Raw genomic sequence first — 25,127 nt, 5'->3', positions numbered from 1 at the left:
TAATCAATCATCTAAATGACTTCAAATTATCGTGTCGGCACCACCGGCTTAATGGTTCCGTCCGCATTGAATTCCATACGGTCAATGCATACCTCGCGGTGCACGCCCGGAGCATCTTTCAGGAAGTTCTTATTAATACGATGGTAAACGATATACCACTCATCCGTGCCGGGTATTTGTAGTACAGAGTTGTGTGCAGGGCCGTAGATTTCCTTCTCCGGATTCTGAATCAGTACAATCGGATCTTTAGCTACCTCGATAGGTCCCAGCGGCGATTTAGATGTACCGTAAGCCACATGATAGTTGGGTGAACCGGTGTCATCTACCGACCACATAAAATAATAAAGTCCGTTACGGTAAAATACATAAGGAGCTTCGCGGAATGCATAATCCTGCAAGGTTCCTCCTTCGGGAGTCATTACTGTAAGTGTCTTCTTCTTGATGGAAATCATATCTTTATTCAGTTCGGCACCGGCCATGTAGCCATTGCCCCAATACAGATAGGGTTTACCGGATACGGGATCGGTAAAGACATCCACGTCTATCTGCTGTCCGTGTCCTACAGGAGAGTCTGTAATGATGGGCTGTCCCAGATCGGTAAACGGTCCGGTAGGTGAGTCGGCCATTGCTACGCCGATTTGCTTTCCTCCGCCTTTGGCAGGATTGCCGCTATAATAAAAGAAGTACTTGTATTCTCCCTTGATGAGTTTTTCTTCAATACACGGTGCCCAGGCATTTCCATTCGCCCAAGGTACCTGTTCGGATTTCAAATCCAGCATAACGCCTTCATAGTTCCAGTTCTTCAGGTCGGTTGAAGAAAAAACAGTGAAGTACCATCCACCCCAGCCGGGTTGTCCGTCTGTTGTGGAATAGATATAATATTTCTTTGTCTTGTTTGAGTATAAGATTTCAGGGTCGGCATGGAATCCGGGCAATACAGGGTTATTCGGTATTGCACCCAATTCGGCAGGCTTGCCCCATTTATCCGTGATACGGATCAATTCATCGCGTGTGATAGGAATAATCGTTCCGTGGCGGGGATGGAAGTTCATCTTCACCTCACTGTCTATCACTTTGAAGTTCTTCAGGTCGGTAGTTTCCGTAAACTGATATTTACCTTTCATGTATACATCATACATTAGTATATACTTATCCTGATTTATCAGTTTAAATGTGCCGGCACCTTCCACAGCATCCTTTGTTTGCTGCTTGTAGTCCGGTTCTTCTTCCCACTGGCCGGAAGTCAGTGAACGGGTGGTTGCCACTTTAATGCCGTTTCCATGTCCTTCTGTCTTATAGAACAGGTGGAAAACGCCGTCTTTATAGACAATATCCCCGTCGATACATGATTTCTTATTCTCCGGAATGAAAAGTGGCTTCGGTTCACCAATCAGATCTGTGAAGTCGTCATTGGCATATGCATAGTAGATGATATCGGCTCCACCGGCATACTGCATAGACCAGTACACCATATATTTTCCGGCTTCAGGATCGAAAACCGTCTGCGGCGCCCAAACACGTTTCAGCTTTTCCTGGCCTTTATAACGTTTCTGCATGTTGATGATGGAATGCGTCCAGTTTACAAGGTCATTGGACTTCAGCAGCACCATCGCACGGTTCGAATCCCAACCATTGCCAGATACCATATCTGTCACCACCATATAAAAGGTATGACCGTCCTGGCTTCTCAGGATATGCGGGTCGCGCACACCACCGGTCGAACTGATCACTTTCGAATCAAGAACGGGCTTGCCGTCATTCAGTGCCCAATATGCATATCCGTCCATACTTACGGCATAACATACAGCTTCTTCACTGATGTGGTTACCTGTAAAGTAGGTAAACAAATAAGCCACATAATCTTTTTCAACGATAGGATGTTGTTGGGAAAAAGAAGGCAATGTCATTGCCAACATTAAACTAATAGCGACTGCAAAATGTCTCATAGTGTTCTTCATAAAATTCACGTTAGTTATTGGGTGTCAAAAATACACATAAAAAAGGGAATATACTACCACGAATCATGCAAAAAGGGAATAATTTTGTGTCATTTCATTAAAAAACAAAGATTTACCCGGGTTATTAAACTAAAATGGAGCTTGCCAATGCCGACAAGCTCCATTTTATATCTTCTGAAAAAAATAGAATAATCAATTCAGGAATCGTACCATTTCGCAAGCCGCCAGCAAGAAAGCCCCTACTCCAAAGTTAGCTGTTGAATTGGCATCTACCACCTGCCCCGGAATTGCCTTTTCTCCGATAGGCTGCACATAACCGATACGTCCGTCCGGTTGCAAAGCAACAGTCGTCAGATACTTCCAGGCTTTTTCTACTACAGGCTGATAAGTAGCCTTATCCAAAAAACCGTTATTCATTCCCCACAGCAGGCCATAGGTAAAGAAAGCAGTTCCACTTGTTTCCGGTCCGGGTGCATGTTCCGGATCAAGCAGACTCCGTGTCCAGTATCCTTCCGGTTGCTGGCAGGCAGCCACAGCTTTTGCCATCGCGCGGTAACGGTCTATATATTCCTGACGGTATTTATCCGTTTCAGGCAAATCTTTCAGGACTTTAGCCAAAGCAGCTAAAACCCAGCCGTCTCCGCGTGCCCAAAAGTCTTTCTTGCCGTTCGCACTCTTATGCTTGGGATAGATATATTTTCCGTCACGGTAGTATAGGGCATCTTCGGGATCATACATCAAACTATCGGCAAATGACCAATACTCATGCAGTTTTTCCAGATAAAGCGGATTACCGGTTATCTTATATAGTTTAGTCATAACGGGCATTACCATATAGAGTCCATCGGCCCACCACCAGTAATCGTTCTTATCCGTGCTCATCTGATATTCCATCACTTCGCGGGCACGGGCTATTTTCTGAGTATCCGGCTCTATGTTATATAAATCTGCATACGTCTGGAAGCAAATCTGGTAATCACCGAAAAGCACATACTCATTGCTTTCACCGTAGCTGTACTTCCACTCGGCTTTATTGTCCGATTTGGCGCCTTTCCATTCATTGTGCTCTGCCCAAGCCTTGGAATAATCCATGAAAGCGGTATCTCCGGTCAGGAAGAACGCTTCCATATTACCTGTATGATAGGCGGCATTGTCCCAGAATGAACGCCCATGCTTCGGATTCTGTTCCTGCCAATAGTTATTCACTTTATAAATGATATCCACAACTTCTTTAGCCTCATCTTTGGGAGCGACACAAGACGACGCTCCAATCAGACAAAAAGCCAGCATCAGAATATTTCCAAAATACTTTTTCATGCTAATATACTTATTCATTTAATTAATCTATTTACCTTATTCATATTCATATCATTAGGGATGCTTCCCGTTTCCCTTAATAGAAACGGCAGTTTCCTCTAATGGGAACGCAAGTTTCCTCTAATGGGAACTGTTATCTCACTTCCAGCACATACACCGGCTGAGGAGCAAAGTCCACCATACGTTCTCCATCCCCTTGCTTGGTATGCTGCACAAAAAGATGGAGCCGGCGTTTCTGCTTCCAGAGTTCCGTATCATGAGACGGTTCCCAAGCATCTACCGGAAAGTCAGTCAAATCAGTAAAAGTCCATTCGCCCGTCCCGACTGCCGACACATGCGCCATCGACACCCGGCTTCCCCGTTCTTCATCACGGAAGATGTAGAATATCTCACCACCATCCACCACGATACGCGGGCGGGCAATTGGAATCATCTTTGTACCACCACCTTTCAGAGAGAAAGGAGTATGACGATCGGAAACCTGGCGATTCTGCCACATTTGTCCATCGTACCACACAATACGGTATTGCGGAACATCACTATCAGGATCGCGCCAATACGTGGCAATATAAGGATTACCACTTGCATCCGCACTCATGCTGGTCTGGTTGATGAGTTCTGAGTTTTGTGGAATGCGGCAGGCATACTCTGCATTATGGTAACGGATAGGCAACTCATATTTCTTGCCATTCGCCTTATACCACGTCGCACCGTTATCATAGGAACGGGCATAACAAAGATCATGATTAGTCTCCACATGCCATGTTTCGCGCCATACCCACGACAGGTGTATGGTTCCCTGCTCATCTACATAGAGTTGCCAGTAGGCATTCCGCTGGTCTTCACCATCTATCAGGACATCTTGTACACGATACCACTTTTTCTCTTTCACAGAATAGCGGTTCATCACCAGATTTCCCCTGCCGGAAGAGCCGGAACGATAAACAAACAACAGATCGCCTCCATTCAACGGATAGAACTCCGGATAAGTCACATTTTCCTCATCCACTCCGGTCATAGGCTCTTTATCACCCAGTTCCAGAGTATACGGAGCAGTGCTGCGACAATAATTCAGTTTATGTCCGTGATGGTCAAATGACAGATGCAAATAACCATCCCCGTCCAGCATCATGCTGATTATATTATGGGCATCCTTTACATTTCCCTTGTATTGCGTCCGCTGTAACGTCCATTGGTCAGAGTTCAACTTCCGTTTGCCGATCACCAGATAACCGTCCCCGTCATAATAACTTATATACTGTTCATCTCCTTGCGTCACAAGCGAGTTGTTTCTGAATACAGTCGTATTGACTGACGTTTGGCTATATCCGCTCCCCACTTCCACAAGCCGGGACTGTTGTGCCCGGAGAGTGGAAAATATCAGGAGAATCAGAAAGAAAAAAGAATGCGTTTATTCATAATTATTATTCGTAATATGCGTGATCTTTCGGGAAATCTTCTCCTCCCCATGCTTTCTTTGATGTCCAGGGCTGTGGCGCATCTGTCCAGAAGGGATCATCAGCAGCCAAACCTAATGGCAAGAAAGCAAGCGAAGCCAGATAAAGGCTACCATTATTGGTATACCAGTCTGAAATATTGGGTTGAGAACCATTAAAGCCTAATGTCAGATAACCTTCCGCATTGAAATTGCGGTTATCACCGAACATGCGTTGAATAACAGCCGTCATTGCCGCACGCACCTGTCCGGCAGGCAATTCTTTCGGTAGCCAGCCACGTAATGACAACAAGGCAAGAGGCTGTAACACACCGGTACGATAAGTAATTGAACGGCCAAATACGGGGAAAGCACCTTCGGGAGAAACAAAACGTTCCAATATCATACCGAAACGCTGCATACGTTTCAAAGCTTTCGGGAAGTTTCCGCCTTTCACATTCCAGATGTTTCTTTTTCCTCCATCCGTCATCACGTCAAGGCATTCCACATACATGGGGTGAAGCACAAAACTGTTATAATAGTCAAATGCAAAATCTTCTCCGTCACTGTACCAACCATCGCCCACATACCACTCGTCTACTTTACGTAAAGCAGAAGTTATACGATAGTAATCGGTTTGGGCACCTGCCTTTTTCAGGAAACATTCAACGGTTGAAGAGAATAACAACCAATTCGTATAAGGGGGATCTACCCGGCGCAATTGTTGGAATTCAGCAATATATCGCTGCTTTGTCAAATCATCCAATGGGACCCATAAGGCATCATATCCACGCAAAAAGCTTTCAGCTATATAAGCGGCATCTACGAGAGGTTGTCCTTCCTTGCGCCATAGCAGGTAATCTTTACTTTCCGGGTCCACTGATTGGGCATAACTCTTCAATGCCCACTCACGCAATTGTTTGCGCTGCCGACCTTCTGCCGTGTCATCATCAGGCAATGACAACCACGGAGCCAGTCCGGCCATCAACCTGCCGAAGCATTCCATATAAGTCACTCGTTTATCACGGCCATCCCATGTAGGACTTAGCTCTACCAGCATATTTTCCTGCAATTTACCTTCGCTCATATTGCTCAGTACAGGTGCAGCCATCTGATAGAGAATGCCTGTCCATAATTCACGATCAGTCTTTACTTTTTCAGGTTTCTTTTTGGCCGATACATTAAGAGGTATCAGCAATGCTACAGTCAATAGTAGCCAAAGATATTTTCTTGTTTTCATGATATTCTATATAAGTTGTTTTTCATTGTTGCAAATATATCCGTTTCATAAGAAAACGAACTACTACAAATATTGCAAAAGAGGATATTTATCGGTCATTTCCGCTATAAAATGCATAGTTTTCAGGGAAATCAGGTCTTTCCCGTCTTTTCTACTGCTTCTGATATACCCGTACATAGTCTATTTCATAGCGCATGGGAATTCCTTTATCATCAATTTTTCCACCGTTTATGCCACCAAGAGCCAAGTTCAACAAAAGATATTGAGGCTTGCGGAAAGGATTCGTCCCCCCGCCAATGGTGCCGTTAATTGTTTCATCCAAAGGAATTTCATTCAGCAATTCATCATCCAGATATATTCTGATAGCCGTTTCATCCCAGTCCATACGCCAGATATGAAATTTATCTGCCCAACGGGGATCTTTGTCCGTGAAATGAGTAAAAGGGATTGCTTTACTTTTCCATTTTGCATTCCATTGCCGGTCAGTTCCCCAGGCGGCATTTGCCAGAATATGCGGTTCACCTTTAATGCGATAGTATTCCATGATGTCAATCTCGCCACACGAAGGCCACTCCATACCGCTACCCAATGTCCAGATAGCAGGCCATGCCCCTCCGCTCACGGGAATCTTGGCACGAACCTCGAATCTGCCATACAGGAACTCTTTCTTGCCGGCCGTAGTGATGCACGAGGAAGTGTACTCAATGAACTCCCGCTTCTTCCGCCAGTCGTTGCTTCCTGCCTCATACCAGGGATTTTTACGCCCTTTTCCTTTTCGCGCTTCAATAATCAGCTTTCCACCCTTGCAGTAAGCGTTGCCTTTCTGATACCACTGGGCTTCCTCATTGCGTGCAAAACCATTATCATAACTCCACACAGCCGTATCCGGAAGACCGTCTGCGTTGAATTCATCACTCCATACCTGTTTCCACTCTAATTGAGCGGACAGATTTACCTCGTCCGTCCACTCAATAAACGGAACACCCTGTTCATCAAACTGTATAGGCAGCCAAATGTGTCCGGAATACATCAGACTCTTCGGTTTCCAGACATCAGCCATAAATATAAAGCGGTTCTCCGGTAATTCCAATACAAATGTACTTTGCCCGCCAAAGGTTTTCTCACTGTTCTGTCCGCGGCACGGATTAGGATATTGCTTCCACGGTCCCCAAATGGAAGACGCTGAAAACATACGGGCTTCATTAGGATCCCAACCGGTACATCCGGAGGTAATCATCCAATACATATTATCTTTCTTGAATAGGGCCGGTGCTTCGTTATGTCCACCGGGGAAGATACGGATATAGCGTCCTGAATGCTGCAAATAATCATCTGTCAGTTCTGCAATATGCAGAGTCAGATTCTCTTCTGAAGAATAAATGTGATAAGCTTTACCATCGTCATCCACAAATAAAGTCATATCACGGGACATTTGTCCGCCTTCTAAATCGCGTTTCACAAACAGTCCCTGGTTAACAGCCTTGTACCACTCCGGAGTCCACCACTTTTTATATTTCTTCATATTCCATGTCAGCTTCCGGTCTGCTTCAGGCATATTCTCCGGATAGATTCCGAGGTTCACCCGCCCGGAACGGACAAAGCGGTAAGGTCCCTCCGGTCTGTCACTGACGGCCACAGCCGCACGGGCGGGTCCATAGCCTTGGCCTTTCAGTTCCAGATGGAACCACATTACAAACTTCCCGGTCTTCTTATTGTATATCACTTTAGGGCGCTCCATGATGCAACCACGTTCAATATCGCTTCCGGCTTCTTCGGATACGGCAAGCGCTACGCCCTTGTGAGTCCAGTTCTGTAAATCGGAAGATGCGTAGCAGTTCACTCCCACTTCGGTAGTGAAACCGTTTTCAGGGCGATGTTCGCCAAACCAATAGTACAGACCTTCATGGAACAAGATGCCGCCGCCATGGGCGTTGATATAGTTCCCATCGCTATCTTGCCACAATTTATTGCCAATATTCTGAGCCTGCACAGCAAGGCAACCGGTCAGCCATACTAATACTAGCAGTGCTTTATTTACAATATATTTCATCATCCTATTATTTATTACCTCAAAAAAAACAATATATCCCGTATTATCCAAAAGTTAATAAGACTTCCGACAATACGGGATATAACAGACTTCATTACCTACTCATGCTGATACACCCGTACATAGTCTACATGATATTCCAACGGGAATTGTGCAAGATCCGGAGTTCCACCATTACTTCCCAATGCAAGATTCAGGAATATCTGTTGGCCGAAACCTTCACCTTCATTACCGGCATCTCTAAATGGATTTCTCCAAGATCCTCTCCACCAGTCACTAAGACCTCCGGTACCATTACCCGTATTGTTCAGATCTATTTCGTTCATCAACTCATCATCCAAATAGAGTTTGATATAATCATCATCCCAGTCCATACGCCAGATATGATATTTGTCCCCCCAATTCCTGTCATTAGCTTCAAAGTCAGCCAAAGGACGATTATAAGAATCCCATTTACCACTCCAGCGAGTATCGCTACCCCAACAAGCATTGGCATGTATACTCTGCTTATCACCTACATAATAATATTCCAGTAAATCTATTTCACCGCCAAGAGGCCATTCCCAGCACCAGCTGTCCGTGCTTCCACCTGTAGTCCAAATGGCTGGCCATGCCCCCGATGCTGTAGGGATTTTCGCCCTCACCACCATCGTGCCTTTGCGGAAACGATAATTCTTCGTCACAATACTACTTGAAGTATATTCAGCGTATTCACGATTCTTTTTCCAGTCACTGCTACCTGCCTCGTAATTAGGATTCTTGATTTGTTCCTGCTTGCCTGTAATGACTAACGCTCCATCTTTACAAATGGCATTCTGATCATAATACCACTGGGCTTCTTGATTACGGCAAAAGCCTTCTTCAAATCGCCAAACCTCCGGGTCAGGGATTCCCGTGCCATTAAACTCATCGTGCCACACCAACTTCAAATCAGTATCTGCATAAGCATCGCCTATAGCGGCTTCATCTTCCACCGGATAATATTCAGGCCCGAACTCAGGTTCTACATACGTGACACTAACGAAGTACATCAGCGTACTTGTTTTTGGATTGATATCATAAGAAGATGATTCTGAAATTCTGACGGGCAACACATAAGATACATCCGCTTTCAGTTCATCCTGCACATAAGCAATCAAGTCCTCGGAGTAAATAAGCAACGAGGCATCCTCCGACTTGGCACTTCCCGCCGACAACACCAATTTGTCTGTAGACAAACGATAGAACTGTGCGGGCAGCAAGACTGCACCCGCATATTTTTCATAAAGTCCACCTTCCGATGACTTTGCAATGGCTTTGCCCAGCGTATCGGCATCAATCACAAGGTCAGCAGAAACATCCGTTCCCGCAGTACGTCCTTGATACAACGACATCCCTAATTTATAGGAATAGTTTGCTACAGTTGCATCCGCACTATATTTTAAAGCCGGAACGGTTATATTGCATTCTCCGCCCACCCAAGCTTCACGTGCCTGAGTAAGAACCAATTGGTTTAAGTCCAAGTTTCCCTTATAGCTGAAATCCTTACTATCATCACAGCCGGACAATCCGCCGATGAGGGCAGCTGCCATGCAGACAGCTACCACTATTTTGTTCTTTTTCATAATTGCATTCTATTTTAATTAATCCAGAGGCACTGTTTCAGGATCATACACCTCCACATCCACATCGTAGAAAGAAAATTCAGACATGTGGAAGTATTTGCTGTTCTGACTGGCCGCTGTCACATTGAAACGGAAATATTTAAACTTCTTGCCCGGCATTACAAAGGCAGACGTATAATCAGTAACACTGGTTGTAGGCAGTCCGCTCAATGTGGACAGCGTTTCCCAGTTCTCACCGTCATTACTAATTTGCAATTCGGCAACGGTCGGAAATCCGTCTTTGTTGCCCACATTTCGCGTGGTGTACTTTATAGCAAAGTCTTCATGCTCTTCATTAAAGCTCACTTGGATGTAATGCGGCAAATCCACCTGCGGAGACGACCAACGAGTGTGGAAGAAAGTCCCAGTGTTTCCGTCCAGCAAATCCTTGATAGGACCTTCTGTCGGTTCCGGCTGATTGGAACTAAGTTGTTCTGCCGTCAGCTCCACTTTTGTGCGTTTCACTTCAGTCAGAGTGGCCGGGGCGACTCCCGACTTTGCCTTCACTTCCGTAACGGCACTTCCCTGATGCGCAGCATTAAACGTCTGGAAGAAGAAAGAGTAATCACCGAAACGGGCACGTGTGCCTTCAATCAGCAGCTCGGTAGTTCCTTTCGAGACGATCTTGTACACATCCTTCTTCTGCAAAGGGTCGTTATACTTTATCTTCATATAGGCGAAGTCCTCCTGCGGAGCAGTCCACTTCAGTTTGATTTCTCCCGGCAATGCCTCTGTCTGAACAGCCGAGGCAGCTATGGCAACAGGAGCAGCACTCGCTCCCGTCACTTCAAACACTTCAAGCTTGTCATCACAGCCGGTCATGCAAGTGATTGCGCATGCCACGGCTATATATTTCAAATTCAATTTCATGTTCTTAGAATTATAGATTCAACATCCTATTTTATTTCCCAACCGGGATTCTGTATCAGCTTCGGATTATTCCGTATCTCAAAGTCCGGTATCGGGAAGAGATACATCTTGTCGTCCCAAACCAGTGACTTGCTCACCTTCTTGTATGAGAACGAATCATCAGCCTTCTTCGTAATCTCCATGCGCAGAATACTTGTGAAACCGCCTTCCTTCCAACGTCTGACATCCCAAAAGCGATGTCCCTCGAATGCGAGTTCCACCATGCGTTCACGCTTATACCGTGTCCAAAATTCACTTCCGCTCATCCCTTCAGGGAAAGCCGGCATCTTGACATCCGAACGGGAGCGCACTTTGTTCACCGCTTCCCGTGCTGTCATGGTAAGTCCTTCAGCCGTTGCATCGGAAGAGCCGGTATATTGGTACATTGCTTCTGCATAATTCAGGAAGAATTCGCCCAAGCGGAAAGTAATCCAACTATGACGCTTACCGCCTGTACCTTCACTGTCACTGATATCTGTAGAACCGTCAAGATACTTCTTCAGATAGTACCCCGTAGGCGTGGCATACGAAACAGGAGCCGCATTTCGTCCACCGATATAAGTCTCCAGCGGGTTAGGATTAGTGGCAGGCCACTCATCTCCATTCACGGCAATGGTCATCTTGAAACGCGGATCTCTTCCTGCATACGGGTTATTAGCATCCGGCTCTCCGCCGTTCTGCATTTCATAAGCATCAACCAAAGTCTGTGTAGGACAGTTGCCGGAATTACCGTTCTCCATTCCTACCGGGAAGTTATACCATTCCGGAGAATTGGTATCTCCCACCCGACGGGCAAAAATCACTTCCGACGCCTTGTAGTTGTCTGCTCCCCAAAGGGCCGTATATTTGCCAAGACTGATACCATTTCCGGCACAATAGTTAATCACTTGCAGGTTGGCCTCTGCAGCTTCTTTCCAGAGATTCTTGTCTTGGCCCTCGTTGAACAGTTTGCTGGCACGGTAAAGGGCAGCACGTGCCTTCAGTGCCAATGCCGTTCCGCGTGTCACGCGTCCGGTCTCAGGATTTGTAACCCCACCGGCAGCGTCACCATCCAGACCGGAATACTTGACCGGCAACTCTGCCGCTACAGCATCACATTCAGACAAGATAAAATCAAATATTTCAGAAGCCGAAGTACGTGTTATAGAATTGGCTTCAGCCTCCGTAAGCACCTCTGTTGTAAAAGGAACATCCCCGTAGGCACGAACCAACAAGAAATAGTAATAAGCACGCAGCAAGCGGACTTCATACTGATAACGGTTGAAGCGGTTCATCTGTGCCTGATAATCCTGCGTGAAGCGCAAATCATAGAAGTCCAGATTCGCCGTTTCCTTCAGAAAATAATTGGCAGCACGGATAGCCGTATAATACCCCCAATTAGACTTGCTATTTAGAGCAGACCAGTTTCCATTGGTATAGTCAAGTACCGAAGAATAGGTCAATGCCATTTCAGCCTCATCGCAAGCAGAAGCCAACGAAGTCAGCCCGGGCAAGTCATAATCCAGGTAAGAATAGATATTATTCACAAAACCCGCAGTGCGGCCGAAGTCGGCAAAAACATAATCCTTATCATAGTTGGTATATTCATGATAGTCCATCTTGTCAGTACATGCCGACAACATGGCTGCACAAACTATACCGAAACATATATTCTTTATTTTCATATCGTAGTAAGTTTTTTAGTTTCAAGATTAAACTTCCGGTTAAAGTCCTATCGACAGACCGACGTGTACCGAACGAACAGCCGGATATACATATCCCATAGCCTCCGGATCCATTACATCAATGTTGTCAATGCTGAACAAGTCAACGCCTCTGACGTAAACTTTCGCATTTGCCATCTTGATTTTGTCCAACCAAGCTGACGGAAGTTTGTAGTAAACCTCACAATTACGCAACTTCAAGAAAGAACGGTCAGCCAACCATACAGAACTCATCATATTTTGATTGTTATCTACAATTTCCGTGCTCAGGCGCGGGAAACGGGCAGACGGATTTTCCGGTGTCCAGTGATTTTCGAACACATACTGCGAAATAGATGTATTGTCATACAAAGGCATATAGAAATTATTATCAAGCCTTGCCGTATAATTTCCTACTCCTTGGAAATTAGCATTGAATCCCAATCCTTTCCATTCCAGTCCGACATTGAATCCATAATAGATTTCCGGACATGTAGATCCGTATCCCATAGCGACTATATCATTTTCATTAATCACATTGTCACCATTCACATCTTTGTATTTGATGTCACCCGGTTTCACCGGACCAAATTGTTGCGGTACGCTATTAGCAATATCGGCATCATCAATAAAATAACCGATGGCTTGCAATCCCCAAGCCTGACCTACCGGTTTGCCTGTACTGCGAAGATAGTCATACGCTTTCGGAGATTCCAGCATCTCAACGACCTTGTTGCGACTATAGGAGAAGTTGGCACCCGCACGAAGCTGGAAGTCTCCAATCTTTTTTGTATAGTCCAGTCCTATTTCAGTACCCCAACTGTCTACAATACCTGCATTTACATAAGAAGATGCGGCACCCAGTACCGAGGAGTTCCTACCTTCTGCACTCACCCAAATATCCGAACGTCTTTCATAGAATCCGTCTACAGTCAGTGTCAGACCTTTCAGCATAGATACATCCAGACCTAAATTATACTTATAAGCCTTTTCCGTTGTTCCGTTCAAGGACGGCAAACGACCTTCTGCCCAACCGCCATCACCATTAAAGTTCTCTTGAATGGGATAACCGCCGGCACTGCCCACTGTCGTGTTCCAATAGCCGTTGGACGGGATATTGTCCGTCTGAATGATGCCGAACGAAGCGCGCAGTTTCATGAAGTCGATGATATTCTGCTTTTTCATAAAATCTTCATTCGAGATGACCCACGCCAGTCCCAAGGTAGGAGCCACTCCCCAACGGCTGTCCGGATCCAATCGGTTGGAAGCGGAAGTAGTCAAGGTAAAGTCCGCAAAGTAGCGGTTGTTGTAGCCATAGTGAGTATACCATGCCGCATTCTGAGTATACCAAGTGACGTTTACGCCATTCCTATTGTCATACTTATAAGTATACATCAACATCGAATAAAGGTCATGTTTACCGAACCGGCGTGTCCAGTCCACATTTGCCTGAAAGTTGAATGAACGGTATTGCCAGTCCAGTTTGGCATTGTCCCCGGAGACACTACTCACCGAACCACCCTCAAAGTTACTGAATTCAACAGGTTCTCCATTCTCCCATTTGCTTACCGACTGCATGCCATACTTGGCTTTCACTCTCCAGTCTTCCCAGTAAGAAGCAATATTGTCATATCCTACACGAACAGCACCTCCCAATCCTTTGGTGATAGCAGACAAATCTTGCCTCAGTGTCATGTCGGCATACAAGGCACGAGTATGTCCTTTAGTATATCCATGTCCTTGCGCCAAATAAACCGGATTGTAGTTACCGTCCCAAGTGGCGTTACCTCCCCACAAGCCATTCTCTGTCTTTATAGGAAAAGCTGCCGAAGGGACTGAATAGACTTTATACATCAGATTATCTCCAGCCGAAGACGGACGACTGAATTCATTCAGTACTCCCATAATGTTGGCCTGCATACGTGTCTTCGGAGTCAAGTCAATATCCAGATTAGTGCGGAAGTTGGCCTTCGAATACTTGTCCTGAGTGGAATACCCCTCATTCGCATTGGCATTCTTGATGAACCCCCTATTATTCTGCAAATTCATCATTGTGAAATAGCGCATCTTTGTTGAGCCTCCACGGAAAGTCAAAGTCACAATATCCGAATTACCCTGGTCACGGAATACCTCGTCCGCCCAATTCACGTTCGGATACAGATAAGGGTACTTGCCACTTTGAAAAGCGTTCAATTCATTCTGTGAGTATCGGGCCCCTTTGCCATCGTTGGATAAGGCCTCATTGATGGCCGTAGCATACGTATAAGCATCAGCCATTTTCGGCATACGTGCCTGCGTATTAAATGAGTGGTCATAAGAGAACTTGATTTCTCTCGTCTTATATTTTCCACGTTTGGTTACAATGTTCACCACCCCATTAATTCCTCTATATCCATAAAGAGCCACGGCAGCCGCATCACGCAAGATACTGACAGATTCCACCTCTTCCGGTGTAATATAGTTCAGGGCTTGCCAAGCATTGTCTCGTTCCAGTCCGTCCACTACAAGCAAGATACCGTTATTGCCATTTAAAGTCTGCTGACCGCGGATATACATCGAAGGTATCTGATCCCAGACAGTTCCGGTCTTCTGCAAAGTAGTCAGACCTGTCACATTGCCATATAACGAATTGCCGATGTTCATGGCAGAGCGATTGTCAATCTGGTCAGCATATACAGTAGACACCGCTCCAGTAGATTCTTCATTTGTCTGTGTCAGTCCGAATCCATAATTCACCTTTTGCGCAGAGTGGTCCATCACAATGGTCATGAGCCTTCCATCCTTTACAGCCACCGTCTTTGCAGCATCATCACCGGTTTTCACCCTCAGTACACTGCCTTTATCAGCTATAATCTCGAACTGTCCGTTCTTGTCGGTAGCCACTCCGACTAATGGGTTATTCTCGATATAGACCAATGCGCCCTCTACCGGATTTCCCCATTTGTCAACCACTTTGCCAATCACATTGTTATCCACTTGCGCCAATCCTTTCAGACTAACACAAGCCAACATAGCCAAAGCTATTATCTTATATTTTTTCATATCATTCTTTCTTTATTAACCGTATGTTTCCATCAAACATTAGTTCCAACCCGGATTTTGAGTCAGTCCATATCCTTTGTTCACTTCCGAAGGCGGAAAAGCAGCCAAATACCATTTCGGACTGAAGTTCGTCCACCAAGAACGTGAACTGTTGCCGAGCGTAAACACCTCATATCTGAAAGCAGAAGGCTTTTCGGGAAATGCGGAGGCGTTTCCGTCTGTTCCACTCCAAGGCTTGTCACCCCCTCCGTCATTACGATAGATGCGCAATCCATGCAAGGGTTTTCTGAACAAATCATCCCGTTTATAACGGATCATGTCGAAGAAACGTACATCCTCCAATCCCAATTCACAAGCCCGTTCCCGAAGAATTTCTTCGAGCAAGGCATCCTTGTCGGACATCAGATGCTTGTCAGGATTACAAGCGTTCAAGTCACCCAAGCCTACACGGCTACGTACCACATTCACGTTTTTAATGGCACCAGCCAAGTCATTCTTAGCTTGCAGGCAAGCTTCCGCATAAATCAGATAGAGTTCAGCCAAGCGTAAGTAAGGCCATTCCAGATATTTGCCGGCCAAGCTATTTTTACCTTCTTTAAAGAACTTATAATTACGGAATCCCGTAGCAGTCTGTCCCGTTTCAAGGCGTGTCTGGTCTATGTTTTCACGGCCTCCGATCCACAACTCTGCAGCATGGTCGCCATAAGCAGCCCCATTCACCAGCATGGTTTCATAGAGGCGCGGGTCACGTACCGGCTGGTTGTAGTCATTCTTCTCAAAGAAAGGATAAGCGCCCTCTTTCAAGTAGTCATCGGTGAAAGGCTTTCCATCACTCATAGGGAACATCTGCATATACTCCAAAGTCGGTGTATATCCTCCAAAAGTCACCCATTCGCCCCAATAGTACCACCATTCCCAGTTGTACTTGCCGATGATTCGCGTAGACATCAGCAACTCAGTATTGCCGGAACGTACAAAGTAAGCATTATTAAAGGCTGAGCGATATCCGGAAGATGTGGCAGCATTGGCCTGCATCAGTGAGTAGTAACCACTCCTATCCAGTTCCTGGAAGAAATCGACACAAGCCTGCCAGCAACGGTTCCACCATTCGGCATTATAGCTGCCATACCACACCTGACGGTTCTCCACAGCTACCTGCGGATTCTCCGAACAGTAGGCCTCGTTGTCATTGAACAGCGGGCTGGCTGCAAACAGCAACACTTTACACTTCAATCCCATGGCCGCAGCTTTCGTGAAACGTCCCTGCCAATTGGCATCATCCGTTCCCAAGTCCCAAGGCAAAGTTGCAGCCGCCTCATCCAGTAATTTCACAATAAAGTTTGCAGTCTCTTCCGCCGTAGCACGCGGCAATTCATAACTTATCTGCACTCCATAAGTCTGTTCCACTAACGGCAGACCTCCAAAATGGCGGAAAAGGTCGAAATAGCGGGAAGCGATGATAGCCTTTGCTTCCGCCGTCAGACGGCTCTTCTCGGCATCATCCATATCAGGCACACGCCCCACGTTTTCAATGAACATCCATGCAGAACGGATAGCCTCCCAACACTCTTCCTTCTTGTAATTGAAGCGGGTATCAGAATCATTGTCTTCATCACTGGCCTTGTATGCTCCCGAATAGTACTTACGATTGATGCCGTCCCAAGAATTGTGGCTATGCCAGCAGTCGGACAAAACCTCGAACATTCCGGTATTCATTTTACCGTCAACGTCATTCCAGTTCGTGGCAAGTCCATAGTACATCTTAGAATAGGTATTCCACAAGAAAGCCCGCGCATAATCGGCTTTGCCAAAAATAGTGTCTTGATTCATATCACCCGTATCAGGTGCTTTCTCCAGGAAACTATCACCAAATTTTATCTGATCGACACAAGATGTGGTAAGAGTTGAGACTCCCACAAATGCCGCTATAAACCATTTAGTCAGATTTTTCATATTATTCAATTCCTTAATTTATATATGAAGCGGATCAGAATCCTACTTTCAAACCAATATTAAACACACGAGTCAACGGATAATTGGGGCGGTCACTCTGGCGCGATTCCGGGTCTCCCCACATGAAGTCCGTAAAAGTCAGCAGGTTATAGCCGTTCACGTATACGCGACAATCATTCAGTTTCAGTTTCTTCATGAAGGGGAAGTCCAGATTATAGCCGATTTCCACACTCTTCAGGCGCAGGTAGCTGGCATCAATCAGATACAAGTCAGACCCTGCATAATTGTTGCTGGCATGAAGGCTCGATGCACGGGGGAACTTTGCTGTGAAAGTGTCGGCGGAAGAACGCCATGTGTTATCATACTGATAGAGCAGCAAGCCTTTGTTGTTCGTGTCACCCAGCGGACGACGGAACTCACTCAACATACGGTCAACATTCCATGCACCCGTCCACTGCATCGAGAAGTCGAACTTGCCCCAAGTGAATCCGGCATTCAGTCCGGCAGTATATTCCGGTATGTCCGTATATCCCAAATTACGCGTAGCATCGTTACCGTCCAATTTGCCGTCACCGTTCAAGTCTACATAGACAGCATCACCTGCTTCCAGCGTGATACCATGATTAGCAATAGCCTGACCAAATTCTTCCTGATAGCGTGCATCGGCAGTTTCATCATAGAATCCCCAGAACTTATACATGGGCCGGGAATTGATTTTACGTCCGGTCTGATACATCCAAGGTTCATTTTGTGCCACCTCGTTCATGTACACAATCTTATTGTGGGCATAAGACATATTTGCCGTAGCCCAATAGCGGAAATCTTCACCTATTTTATCACTCCATTTCACCTGCAGTTCAAAACCGGAATTTTCAGTCTTACCCACGTTGACAGGCGGCAGAACCATACCAAGAATACTGGGCAAATAATCCGGAGTCTTCAGGATATCCTTGCGTTTTTCCATGAAATAATCGGCAGAAACGTTCAAACGGTCACCCAACACATTGAAGTCGATACCGTAATTCTGTTTTACGGAAGTTTCCCATTTGGACAAGGGATTGGACTGGGAGGCTTCGTATGCTCCCGGCTTTATATTGTTCACGTCCTGCCCAAAGAAATAACCGGGAGCACCGTTACCGCCAGATGAACTATAAATATACTTACCCGGCAGGTAAATGAAACGGTCTGAGCCGTTTTTGTCATTGCCGACAATTCCGACTGACGCACGCAGTTTCAAGTAACCTATCACCTTCTTGATAGGAGCAAAGAAAGGTTCTTCACTAATCACCCAACCCAAAGAACCGGCAGGAAAAAAGCCGTAGCGGTTTCCCGGAGCAAAGTTTTCAGAGCCATTGTAGCCAACATTGAATTCTGCCATATAGCGAGTTTTCCAGTCATACGTCACACGTCCCACAAATCCTACATATCCTGAAGGTATATAAGTATAGACACCACCCGGATAATATTTCTTCGACTGATTGTATAGCGCAAGTGCCGATACATTATGATCACCGAATTTGCGGCTATAGCTCAATGCCAACTCCATATACCAGTCACGCGCCTTTCCGAAGTCACCGTCACTGTAACTCAACTGGCTGTCCGAACCCGCTTTGCGGAAAGAGATGGAACCATCATCACCAACGATGGGAGTATAGTTGGCAACCGAAGCTGTCGACCTTTTTACATTAGAATAGGCAGAGTTATAAGAACCCTTCAGTTTCACCGAAAGTCCTTTGGTGATGAAGTCCAGTTTCTGGTTCAGCACCAAGTCCAAGTTCAATACATTAGTAGTCTTTATACGAGCACCCTTGCCATAGTAAGAGGCCAGACCATCGGTACCGGTAAAAGGCAGGTAGTCACCGTTGGACTTTATATACATGTCGTTTACAATCCCCGCACTGGCAAAAGGCACCGCCCAATAAAGCTTGCGGAACAACTGGTTCTGATCTTCATCCGATTCGGGGGTACGCTTCGTCTCCACACGGCCACCAATATTGACAGAGAGCAAGGTACTCTTGGTCAGGTCAAAGTCCAGATTAGCACGATAATTATATCGCTTGTAGTCAAAGTTGAAGTCATCCGAAGCCTTGAACTGCTTGAACATACCATTCTGCGAAAAGAAACCGGCAGAAACGAAATAACGCATATTGCTCGTACCGCCTGATATGTTTACATTGTGCTGTGACTGCAACGCTGCCTTGTTCATACAGTAGTCTATCCAGTTGATGTCCGGATAAAGCAGCGGATTGGTATGGTCGCGGAAAGTAGTCAACTGCTCCTCCGAGAAAGCAGGCGCACCTCCATCGTTCATCAACATCATGTTGTAATAATCGGCATACTGATAGGAGTTAGCAAATTCCAAGTCCTTGGTACGCACATTCACACCCAGCGAAGTAGAGAACGAAATTTTAGCTTTCCCTTCCGCGCCGCGCTTGGTCGTAATCAAAACTACACCATTGGCACCACGCACACCGAACACAGCCGTTGCCGAAGCATCCTTCAACACGGTAATACTTTCAATCTCATTCGGGTCGATTTGGGACATATCACGTTCCACCCCATCTACCTGTATCAGCGGAGCAGCATTTCCCCATGTCGCAATACCACGTACATAAAGGTCGGCAGCATCCGCACCCGGTTCGCCCGAATACTGAACGGAAGAGATACCGGTCACTTGACCGGAAAGGATGTTAGAGATAGAGCCCGCAGGCGTTTTCAACAAATCATCTCCTTTCATGGAAGAAATGGCACCTGTTACTGATACCTTCTTCTGTACACCGTAAGCTACAACTTGAACCTCGCCCAGCATTTGGGCATCTTCCTCTAATACTATATTTAGACTAATACCTTTTTTAATAGGAACCACTTGTTCCTTGTAACCTATAAAACTGACTTGTAACTTACCCCCTGCAGGGACATTTAGCGTAAACTTACCGTCCAAATCGGTAATTACCCCGGTAGTAGAACCTACCACCATTACATTTGCACCGATAATCGGCTCGCCATTGACATCCTTCACCGTACCTGTCACTTTTACGGTGTTCTGCTGAACAGCGTCCGGAAGAGCTTTTTCCACACTGTACCCCTTCAAAGGTACCGACAAGAACAAGAGAAGCAGAACCACTGCAAAAAGCAACCGGCTCTTTATTCTACACTTGCTCTGCTTGGAATTTCTTTGTTTTTCCATTAGCAAAAAATTAAGATTAAACATATATTTATTTGTAACAATCATAACTAAAAAATCTATCGTTTTTTATATTTTTGATTGTGGTACAAAAATAGAGGGGCAGAAAGCAATATGCCTTCTACAACAGCCCAAACACATGCTAATTTGTCTCATGACACAATTTTCTACATGAAATGAAACATTATTCTACATAAATTTTCAAATGTGAGAGAGTTTTAAAAGAAATGTATAAAACGAATAAACGGGTAAGCAACACAATAAGACAGCAAAAACAACATTCCATTTTCCGGAAGTTGTTCTTGCTGCATAAAAGACAAGATAGTTAACAAACAAATACTCTATGTTTCCGGAACATCATCTTCCACTGTGCCATTCGAAGTAAAGCGCTCCATATATTCGGAAGGTTGCATACCAAACTCTTTCTTAAAACTATTACTGAAATAACGCGGATCATTATATCCCACAGCATACGCCAATTCTGAAATACGAATATTCTTCTTCTCTTCCATTATACGACAAGCTGCTTTCATACGAATATTCCGGATAAAGGAAACATAAGTAAGGCCGGTCAATGACTTCAGCTTCCTGAAGAAAGTCGATTTAGCCATACACATCTCCTCCAACAGCTTCGCCTGATCAAAATCAGGATCATCCAAATGACGATGCACACAATCAATAGCCCGTTGCAGAAAATCCTCATCAACACTGGTGTAGTTCAGCTCTTTGGCTTCAAACACCAACTGTTTCTTGAAGTCCTTTCCCATACGTTCGCGGCTACGGAGCAAGTTGGAGATACGCGCATGGAGAACACTCAAATTGAAAGGTTTACTGATAAAGCCATCGGCACCGGACTCATAAGCCTCAACCCGGTCTTCCTCCTTATTCTTAGCCGTCAGCAAAACTACGGGAATATGGGACGTTTCAAACTTATTTTTAATATACCGGCAGAACTCAATGCCATCCATCTCAGGCATCATTATGTCAGAAACAATCAGATCGATCTCTTCCTGCTCTACCACATCTATAGCTTCCTTACCGTTATTAGCCGTGTGGACCATATAATCCGTCCCCAGCAATTTCGTCATTAACCGCAATAGCTCTTCATTGTCCTCAACAATCAGTATAGAGTATGAAGACCGGATAGCAGCCGTTTCGGCTTGCTCCTCAGTATCATCATCAGAGGTATTTTCACCAAACTCATCTGATAACAGTTCATTCTTTACGTCTTCCGCATCTACCGGCAGACTTTCTTCTATTTCTTCTTCAGCATACGAATTCCGAAGGACTGGGAAGTTCACAATAAATAATGTACCTTTCCCTTCTTCACTTTCTACCGTAATAGTGCCATGATGCAACACAACCAAATCGCGAACCAATGACAAACCGATACCGGTTCCAATGGTCCTGAACTTCCGGTAATCTCCTTCATAGAAGCGTTTGAAAAGGTTCTTCTGAGCTTCCGCTGATATACCGGGTCCATTGTCTTTCACCACTAAACGTGCTGTCCGATCTTCATTTTCAGACAGTTCCACACCGACCATGCCACCGGCACGATTATATTTAGAAGCATTAGACAGTAAATTATAGAGTATCTTATCTAATTTATCCGAATCAAAATAAGCGTTGAAAGGATCGGGTGAACATGAAATCTGGAACTGAATATCTTTCTTCTTCATCAAGGGGCGGAAGCTATCCAGACTGCGATGTACAAATTGCGTGAGGTCACCTTCAGAAACCCGCAGCTTAAGATTCCCTGTCTCCGACTTACGGAATTCAAGGATTTGTTGCAGCAAGCGTATCAGGCGATTGATATTGTTATTCATCACTCTATATTGCTCCTTATACGCGGGTGCGGTCCACCTCAGTTCATCCACCGAAGCAGAAAGAATAGTCAACGGAGTCAGTAGCTCATGAGTAATATTAGTGAAAAATTGCAATTTGGCATGATTTACCTCTTCTGCCTTAGCTTGTTCCATCTCACGTAGATGCAGAGCATTTCGCAAACGGATTCGATTACGTATCACCCGGAAAGTATAATAGATAATAGCGCAAACACATATAATATATAAGGTGTAAGCCCACCATGTTTTCCAGGGAGGCGGCAAAATAACGACTTTCATCCGGAGCATCTCATCATCCCAAATGCCATTGGCATTAGAAGCTTTCAATTGGAAAGTATAAGTTCCGGGCTTCAGATTATTATAATAAGCAAAACGCTTGGACCCACCCGTATATTGCCAGTCAGAATCGAAACCCGCCAACTGATAAGCATACTGGTTTCTATCCGGATTGGCATACTCCAATGCTGAAAATTCGATGCTGAAATTATTGTGCCAATAGTCCAGCTGTATCTCATCTGCAAAAGCGGGTGAAAGTTGTGAAATCTCCATTCGCTCTTTAGCTGGCAGATTTCCCCATGACTGATTGAAAATCTTAATATCAGTCACTATCACAGGAGAAGAAAAAGACTGTTCCTTCAGATTCTCAGGATAAAAGCTATTGTATCCCCGGTGTCCGCCGAAGAACATTTCACCGTCGGTTGCAACCGCCTGGGCACTACGAATAAATATATTATCCTGCAAACCATCCACTGTGGTGTACAAACGGAAAGTCGCACTTTCCAAGTTATCCGATAGGGTAAGTTTTATCAATCCGGCATTCGTACCCAACCATAAATCACCCTCTTTATCACTCCTGATACTGACAACCGCATCTCCCGGAAGATTCCATTTCGCATGTACCGGAAGAAAAGTATCGGTTGCTTCATCATATAGATTCAGTCCGCTACCCCCTGTCCCTACCCAAATACGTCCTTTGGCATCTGTGTAAAGACAATCGGCATACACACTGTTGAGCTTTCCATTCGTAGCAGAATAACATGAAACGGTATAACTCCCTTTTTCATCACAATGAAGCCGAAAAACTCCGTGTGTATTGGAAGCCACCCACATATCTCCGTCATTTCCTTCGGTCATATACATAGTCGGAACGTTTCTCATCTGGCTGTTTCCAACTTGCAAAGTATCCAGCCGCACCGCTTCTCCATTCACTGTACGCATTGAGACTCCATTACGCGTAGCAAACCAAAGGTTGTGCTTTGAATCTTCATAGATATGAAAAACGCAGGAACCCGCCAACCACGGTACATCCTGAGCATAGTAGTTCTTCACCCTCTGTGCCACAGGCGCCTTCTTATCCACCTCATAAACTCCTCCGTCATAGGCAGCAATCCAAATATGTCCCGTAACGGAATGTTGCATCATAGACATTACCGTAGAAACCCCACGATAACGATTGAATTCAGGCATTTGGGTATAATAAGTGAAATTTCCGGTTTGACGGTCCTTCACCCCTACCCCATAAGTTCCTATTCCCAGCCAAAGCAATCCTTCATCATCCAGCAAAATACTGCGGACAGAAGTAGTCTTCAGCATCCGTTTGACTTCCAACAACTGATCCCAGTAGAAATCAGCCTTCCGGGTATTCACCTTATTAACACCACCGCCAATCATGCCTACCCACATCAGTCCCTGGCGATCACGCAGGAGGGAAGCCACTTCATCACTGGCTATAGAACTATCCGATTCACTGGGATAATAATTACTGAAAGCCTCAGTACCTGTATAATTCTCTGCCAACGGAAGTACACTAAGCCCTTTACGGGTTCCCACCCATAAAGAATGAGTATTAAGATCTTCGGATAAAGCATAGATAATATCATCTGAGATACCGGCAGGATTCTTTTCATCATACCGATAAGTAATCCAAGTGGTCTCATCCGGCTGGTAGGCATCTTTCAACAAAACCAAACCGCCACGCCAAGTACCTACCCAAATATTCTTTTGACTGTCCTGGAAGACATAATGGGCAGAGTTTTGTTCATTCAACCGCGGATATCTGAAATATTTGCCGGTTTTCTTCTCATAACGATACAATCCGGCATCCCATGTTCCAATCCAAATATCTCCCCGATCATCTTCAAACAGAGATTTTATGGCGGTCCTGGGCATCACATTCCCTGTATTTTCGCCACCATGGCACAAGAAATCATCTTTATCTTCCTGATACTCATATACTCCCCAATCTGTTGCAAACAGAATACGCTCATCACTGGTTATCAGGACTTGAGGGATACTATTACCATTCATCTCCGGATGATCTATTTTCCGTATCGCACCCGTTTTCTTGTCCAAAACGTTCAGACCACTGTAAGTACCAATCCAAAGACGGTGTTTTGCATCCTCCGCCACACAGAAAACATTATTATTAGTCAGCAAATCAGTGCGAAAAAGATTGGATTTATAAGTAGTAAGAGAATAACCATCATATTGGAAAAGTCCATTACGGGTAGATATCCAGATATATCCGTCGCGATCCTGATAGACAGATTGCACATCTTTACTGGGCAAACTGTTCAATATGGATGAAGACTTAAACACCAGAGTATTTGGTTTAGGTGTTGTGATAGCCTGACATACCAAAGGAAAAAATATTCCAAAGCAAAAAACAAAACTCCAGATTTTTTCTTTCATAGTAAGCATTACCTTCATGGTTTACTCAGTTTAGAATATAATTAATAACGCCCGACAAATATACGTAAATATATCTAAAAGTATCTTATCCATTGGTAATATTATATTCCAATAATTCTATGCCGGGATGTACCCGGAATGTACTTGCTCCGTACTAAATCCGTAGTTTCTCCGTCCAG

The 25,127-nt window shown here is 45.1% G+C and carries 12 protein-coding genes; all 12 read right to left on the bottom strand.

Translation table 11 applies throughout. The features are described 5' to 3' along the window. Positions 1-26: 26 nt before the first annotated feature. A complete protein-coding gene (locus tag BN161_RS11805) occupies positions 27-1,916 on the bottom strand; it encodes a family 43 glycosylhydrolase (RefSeq protein ID WP_394332292.1) in 1,890 nt (629 codons plus the stop codon). Between the two features lie 234 nt (positions 1,917-2,150). Next, entirely contained in the window at positions 2,151-3,275 is a 1,125-nt protein-coding gene (locus tag BN161_RS11800) for a glycoside hydrolase family 88/105 protein (RefSeq protein ID WP_044266458.1), read from the bottom strand. Between the two features lie 133 nt (positions 3,276-3,408). Next, on the bottom strand, positions 3,409-4,668 hold the full coding sequence (locus BN161_RS11795) for an alpha-l-rhamnosidase (RefSeq protein WP_044266326.1): 1,260 nt from the start codon (positions 4,666-4,668) through the stop codon (positions 3,409-3,411). Positions 4,669-4,699: 31 nt separating this feature from the next. Then, positions 4,700-5,950, bottom strand: coding sequence for a DUF2264 domain-containing protein (locus BN161_RS11790; protein WP_044266325.1), 1,251 nt, complete (start codon positions 5,948-5,950; stop codon positions 4,700-4,702). Positions 5,951-6,101: 151 nt separating this feature from the next. Next, positions 6,102-8,003, bottom strand: a complete 1,902-nt coding sequence (locus BN161_RS11785; protein ID WP_044266322.1) for a family 43 glycosylhydrolase — start codon at positions 8,001-8,003, stop codon at positions 6,102-6,104. Between the two features lie 95 nt (positions 8,004-8,098). After that, a complete protein-coding gene (locus tag BN161_RS11780) occupies positions 8,099-9,604 on the bottom strand; it encodes a BT_3987 domain-containing protein (protein ID WP_081743687.1) in 1,506 nt (501 codons plus the stop codon). Between the two features lie 18 nt (positions 9,605-9,622). Next, entirely contained in the window at positions 9,623-10,513 is an 891-nt protein-coding gene (locus BN161_RS11775) for a discoidin domain-containing protein (RefSeq protein ID WP_044266318.1), read from the bottom strand. Positions 10,514-10,539: 26 nt separating this feature from the next. After that, positions 10,540-12,216 carry a RagB/SusD family nutrient uptake outer membrane protein gene (locus BN161_RS11770; RefSeq protein ID WP_044266314.1) on the bottom strand — a complete coding sequence of 559 codons (1,677 nt, stop codon included), beginning with the start codon at positions 12,214-12,216 and terminating at the stop codon, positions 10,540-10,542. Positions 12,217-12,255: 39 nt separating this feature from the next. Continuing rightward, on the bottom strand, positions 12,256-15,276 hold the full coding sequence (locus tag BN161_RS11765; protein ID WP_044266312.1) for a SusC/RagA family TonB-linked outer membrane protein: 3,021 nt from the start codon (positions 15,274-15,276) through the stop codon (positions 12,256-12,258). A gap of 39 nt (positions 15,277-15,315) precedes the next feature. Then, positions 15,316-17,229 (bottom strand): RagB/SusD family nutrient uptake outer membrane protein, encoded by a 1,914-nt coding sequence (locus tag BN161_RS11760; RefSeq protein ID WP_081743686.1) that lies wholly within the window; start codon positions 17,227-17,229, stop codon positions 15,316-15,318. A gap of 34 nt (positions 17,230-17,263) precedes the next feature. Beyond that, positions 17,264-20,416 (bottom strand): SusC/RagA family TonB-linked outer membrane protein, encoded by a 3,153-nt coding sequence (locus tag BN161_RS11755; protein ID WP_044266457.1) that lies wholly within the window; start codon positions 20,414-20,416, stop codon positions 17,264-17,266. Between the two features lie 338 nt (positions 20,417-20,754). After that, a complete protein-coding gene (locus tag BN161_RS11750) occupies positions 20,755-24,966 on the bottom strand; it encodes a hybrid sensor histidine kinase/response regulator transcription factor (protein ID WP_044266308.1) in 4,212 nt (1,403 codons plus the stop codon). Between the last annotated feature and the right edge of the window lie 161 nt (positions 24,967-25,127).

It is taken from the genome of Bacteroides timonensis (genome assembly GCF_000513195.1).
Lineage (GTDB): Bacteria > Bacteroidota > Bacteroidia > Bacteroidales > Bacteroidaceae > Bacteroides > Bacteroides timonensis.
The sequence above is the reverse complement of the archived record's forward strand: the minus strand, read 5'-3'. Positions and strand labels throughout refer to the sequence as shown.

Excerpts from the sequence above, each read along its gene's own strand:
- BN161_RS11755 (WP_044266457.1), bottom strand. The coding sequence starts at position 20,416 with ATGGAAAAACAAAGAAATTCCAAGCAGAGCAAGTGTAGAATAAAGAGC.
- BN161_RS11760 (WP_081743686.1), bottom strand. The coding sequence starts at position 17,229 with ATGAAAAATCTGACTAAATGGTTTATAGCGGCATTTGTGGGAGTCTCA.
- BN161_RS11805 (WP_394332292.1), bottom strand. The coding sequence starts at position 1,916 with ATGTTGGCAATGACATTGCCTTCTTTTTCCCAACAACATCCTATCGTT.
- BN161_RS11785 (WP_044266322.1), bottom strand. The coding sequence starts at position 8,003 with ATGATGAAATATATTGTAAATAAAGCACTGCTAGTATTAGTATGGCTG.
- BN161_RS11790 (WP_044266325.1), bottom strand. The coding sequence starts at position 5,950 with ATGAAAACAAGAAAATATCTTTGGCTACTATTGACTGTAGCATTGCTG.
- BN161_RS11780 (WP_081743687.1), bottom strand. The coding sequence starts at position 9,604 with ATGAAAAAGAACAAAATAGTGGTAGCTGTCTGCATGGCAGCTGCCCTC.
- BN161_RS11775 (WP_044266318.1), bottom strand. The coding sequence starts at position 10,513 with ATGAAATTGAATTTGAAATATATAGCCGTGGCATGCGCAATCACTTGC.
- BN161_RS11800 (WP_044266458.1), bottom strand. The coding sequence starts at position 3,275 with ATGAAAAAGTATTTTGGAAATATTCTGATGCTGGCTTTTTGTCTGATT.
- BN161_RS11765 (WP_044266312.1), bottom strand. The coding sequence starts at position 15,276 with ATGAAAAAATATAAGATAATAGCTTTGGCTATGTTGGCTTGTGTTAGT.
- BN161_RS11770 (WP_044266314.1), bottom strand. The coding sequence starts at position 12,216 with ATGAAAATAAAGAATATATGTTTCGGTATAGTTTGTGCAGCCATGTTG.
- BN161_RS11750 (WP_044266308.1), bottom strand. The coding sequence starts at position 24,966 with ATGAAGGTAATGCTTACTATGAAAGAAAAAATCTGGAGTTTTGTTTTT.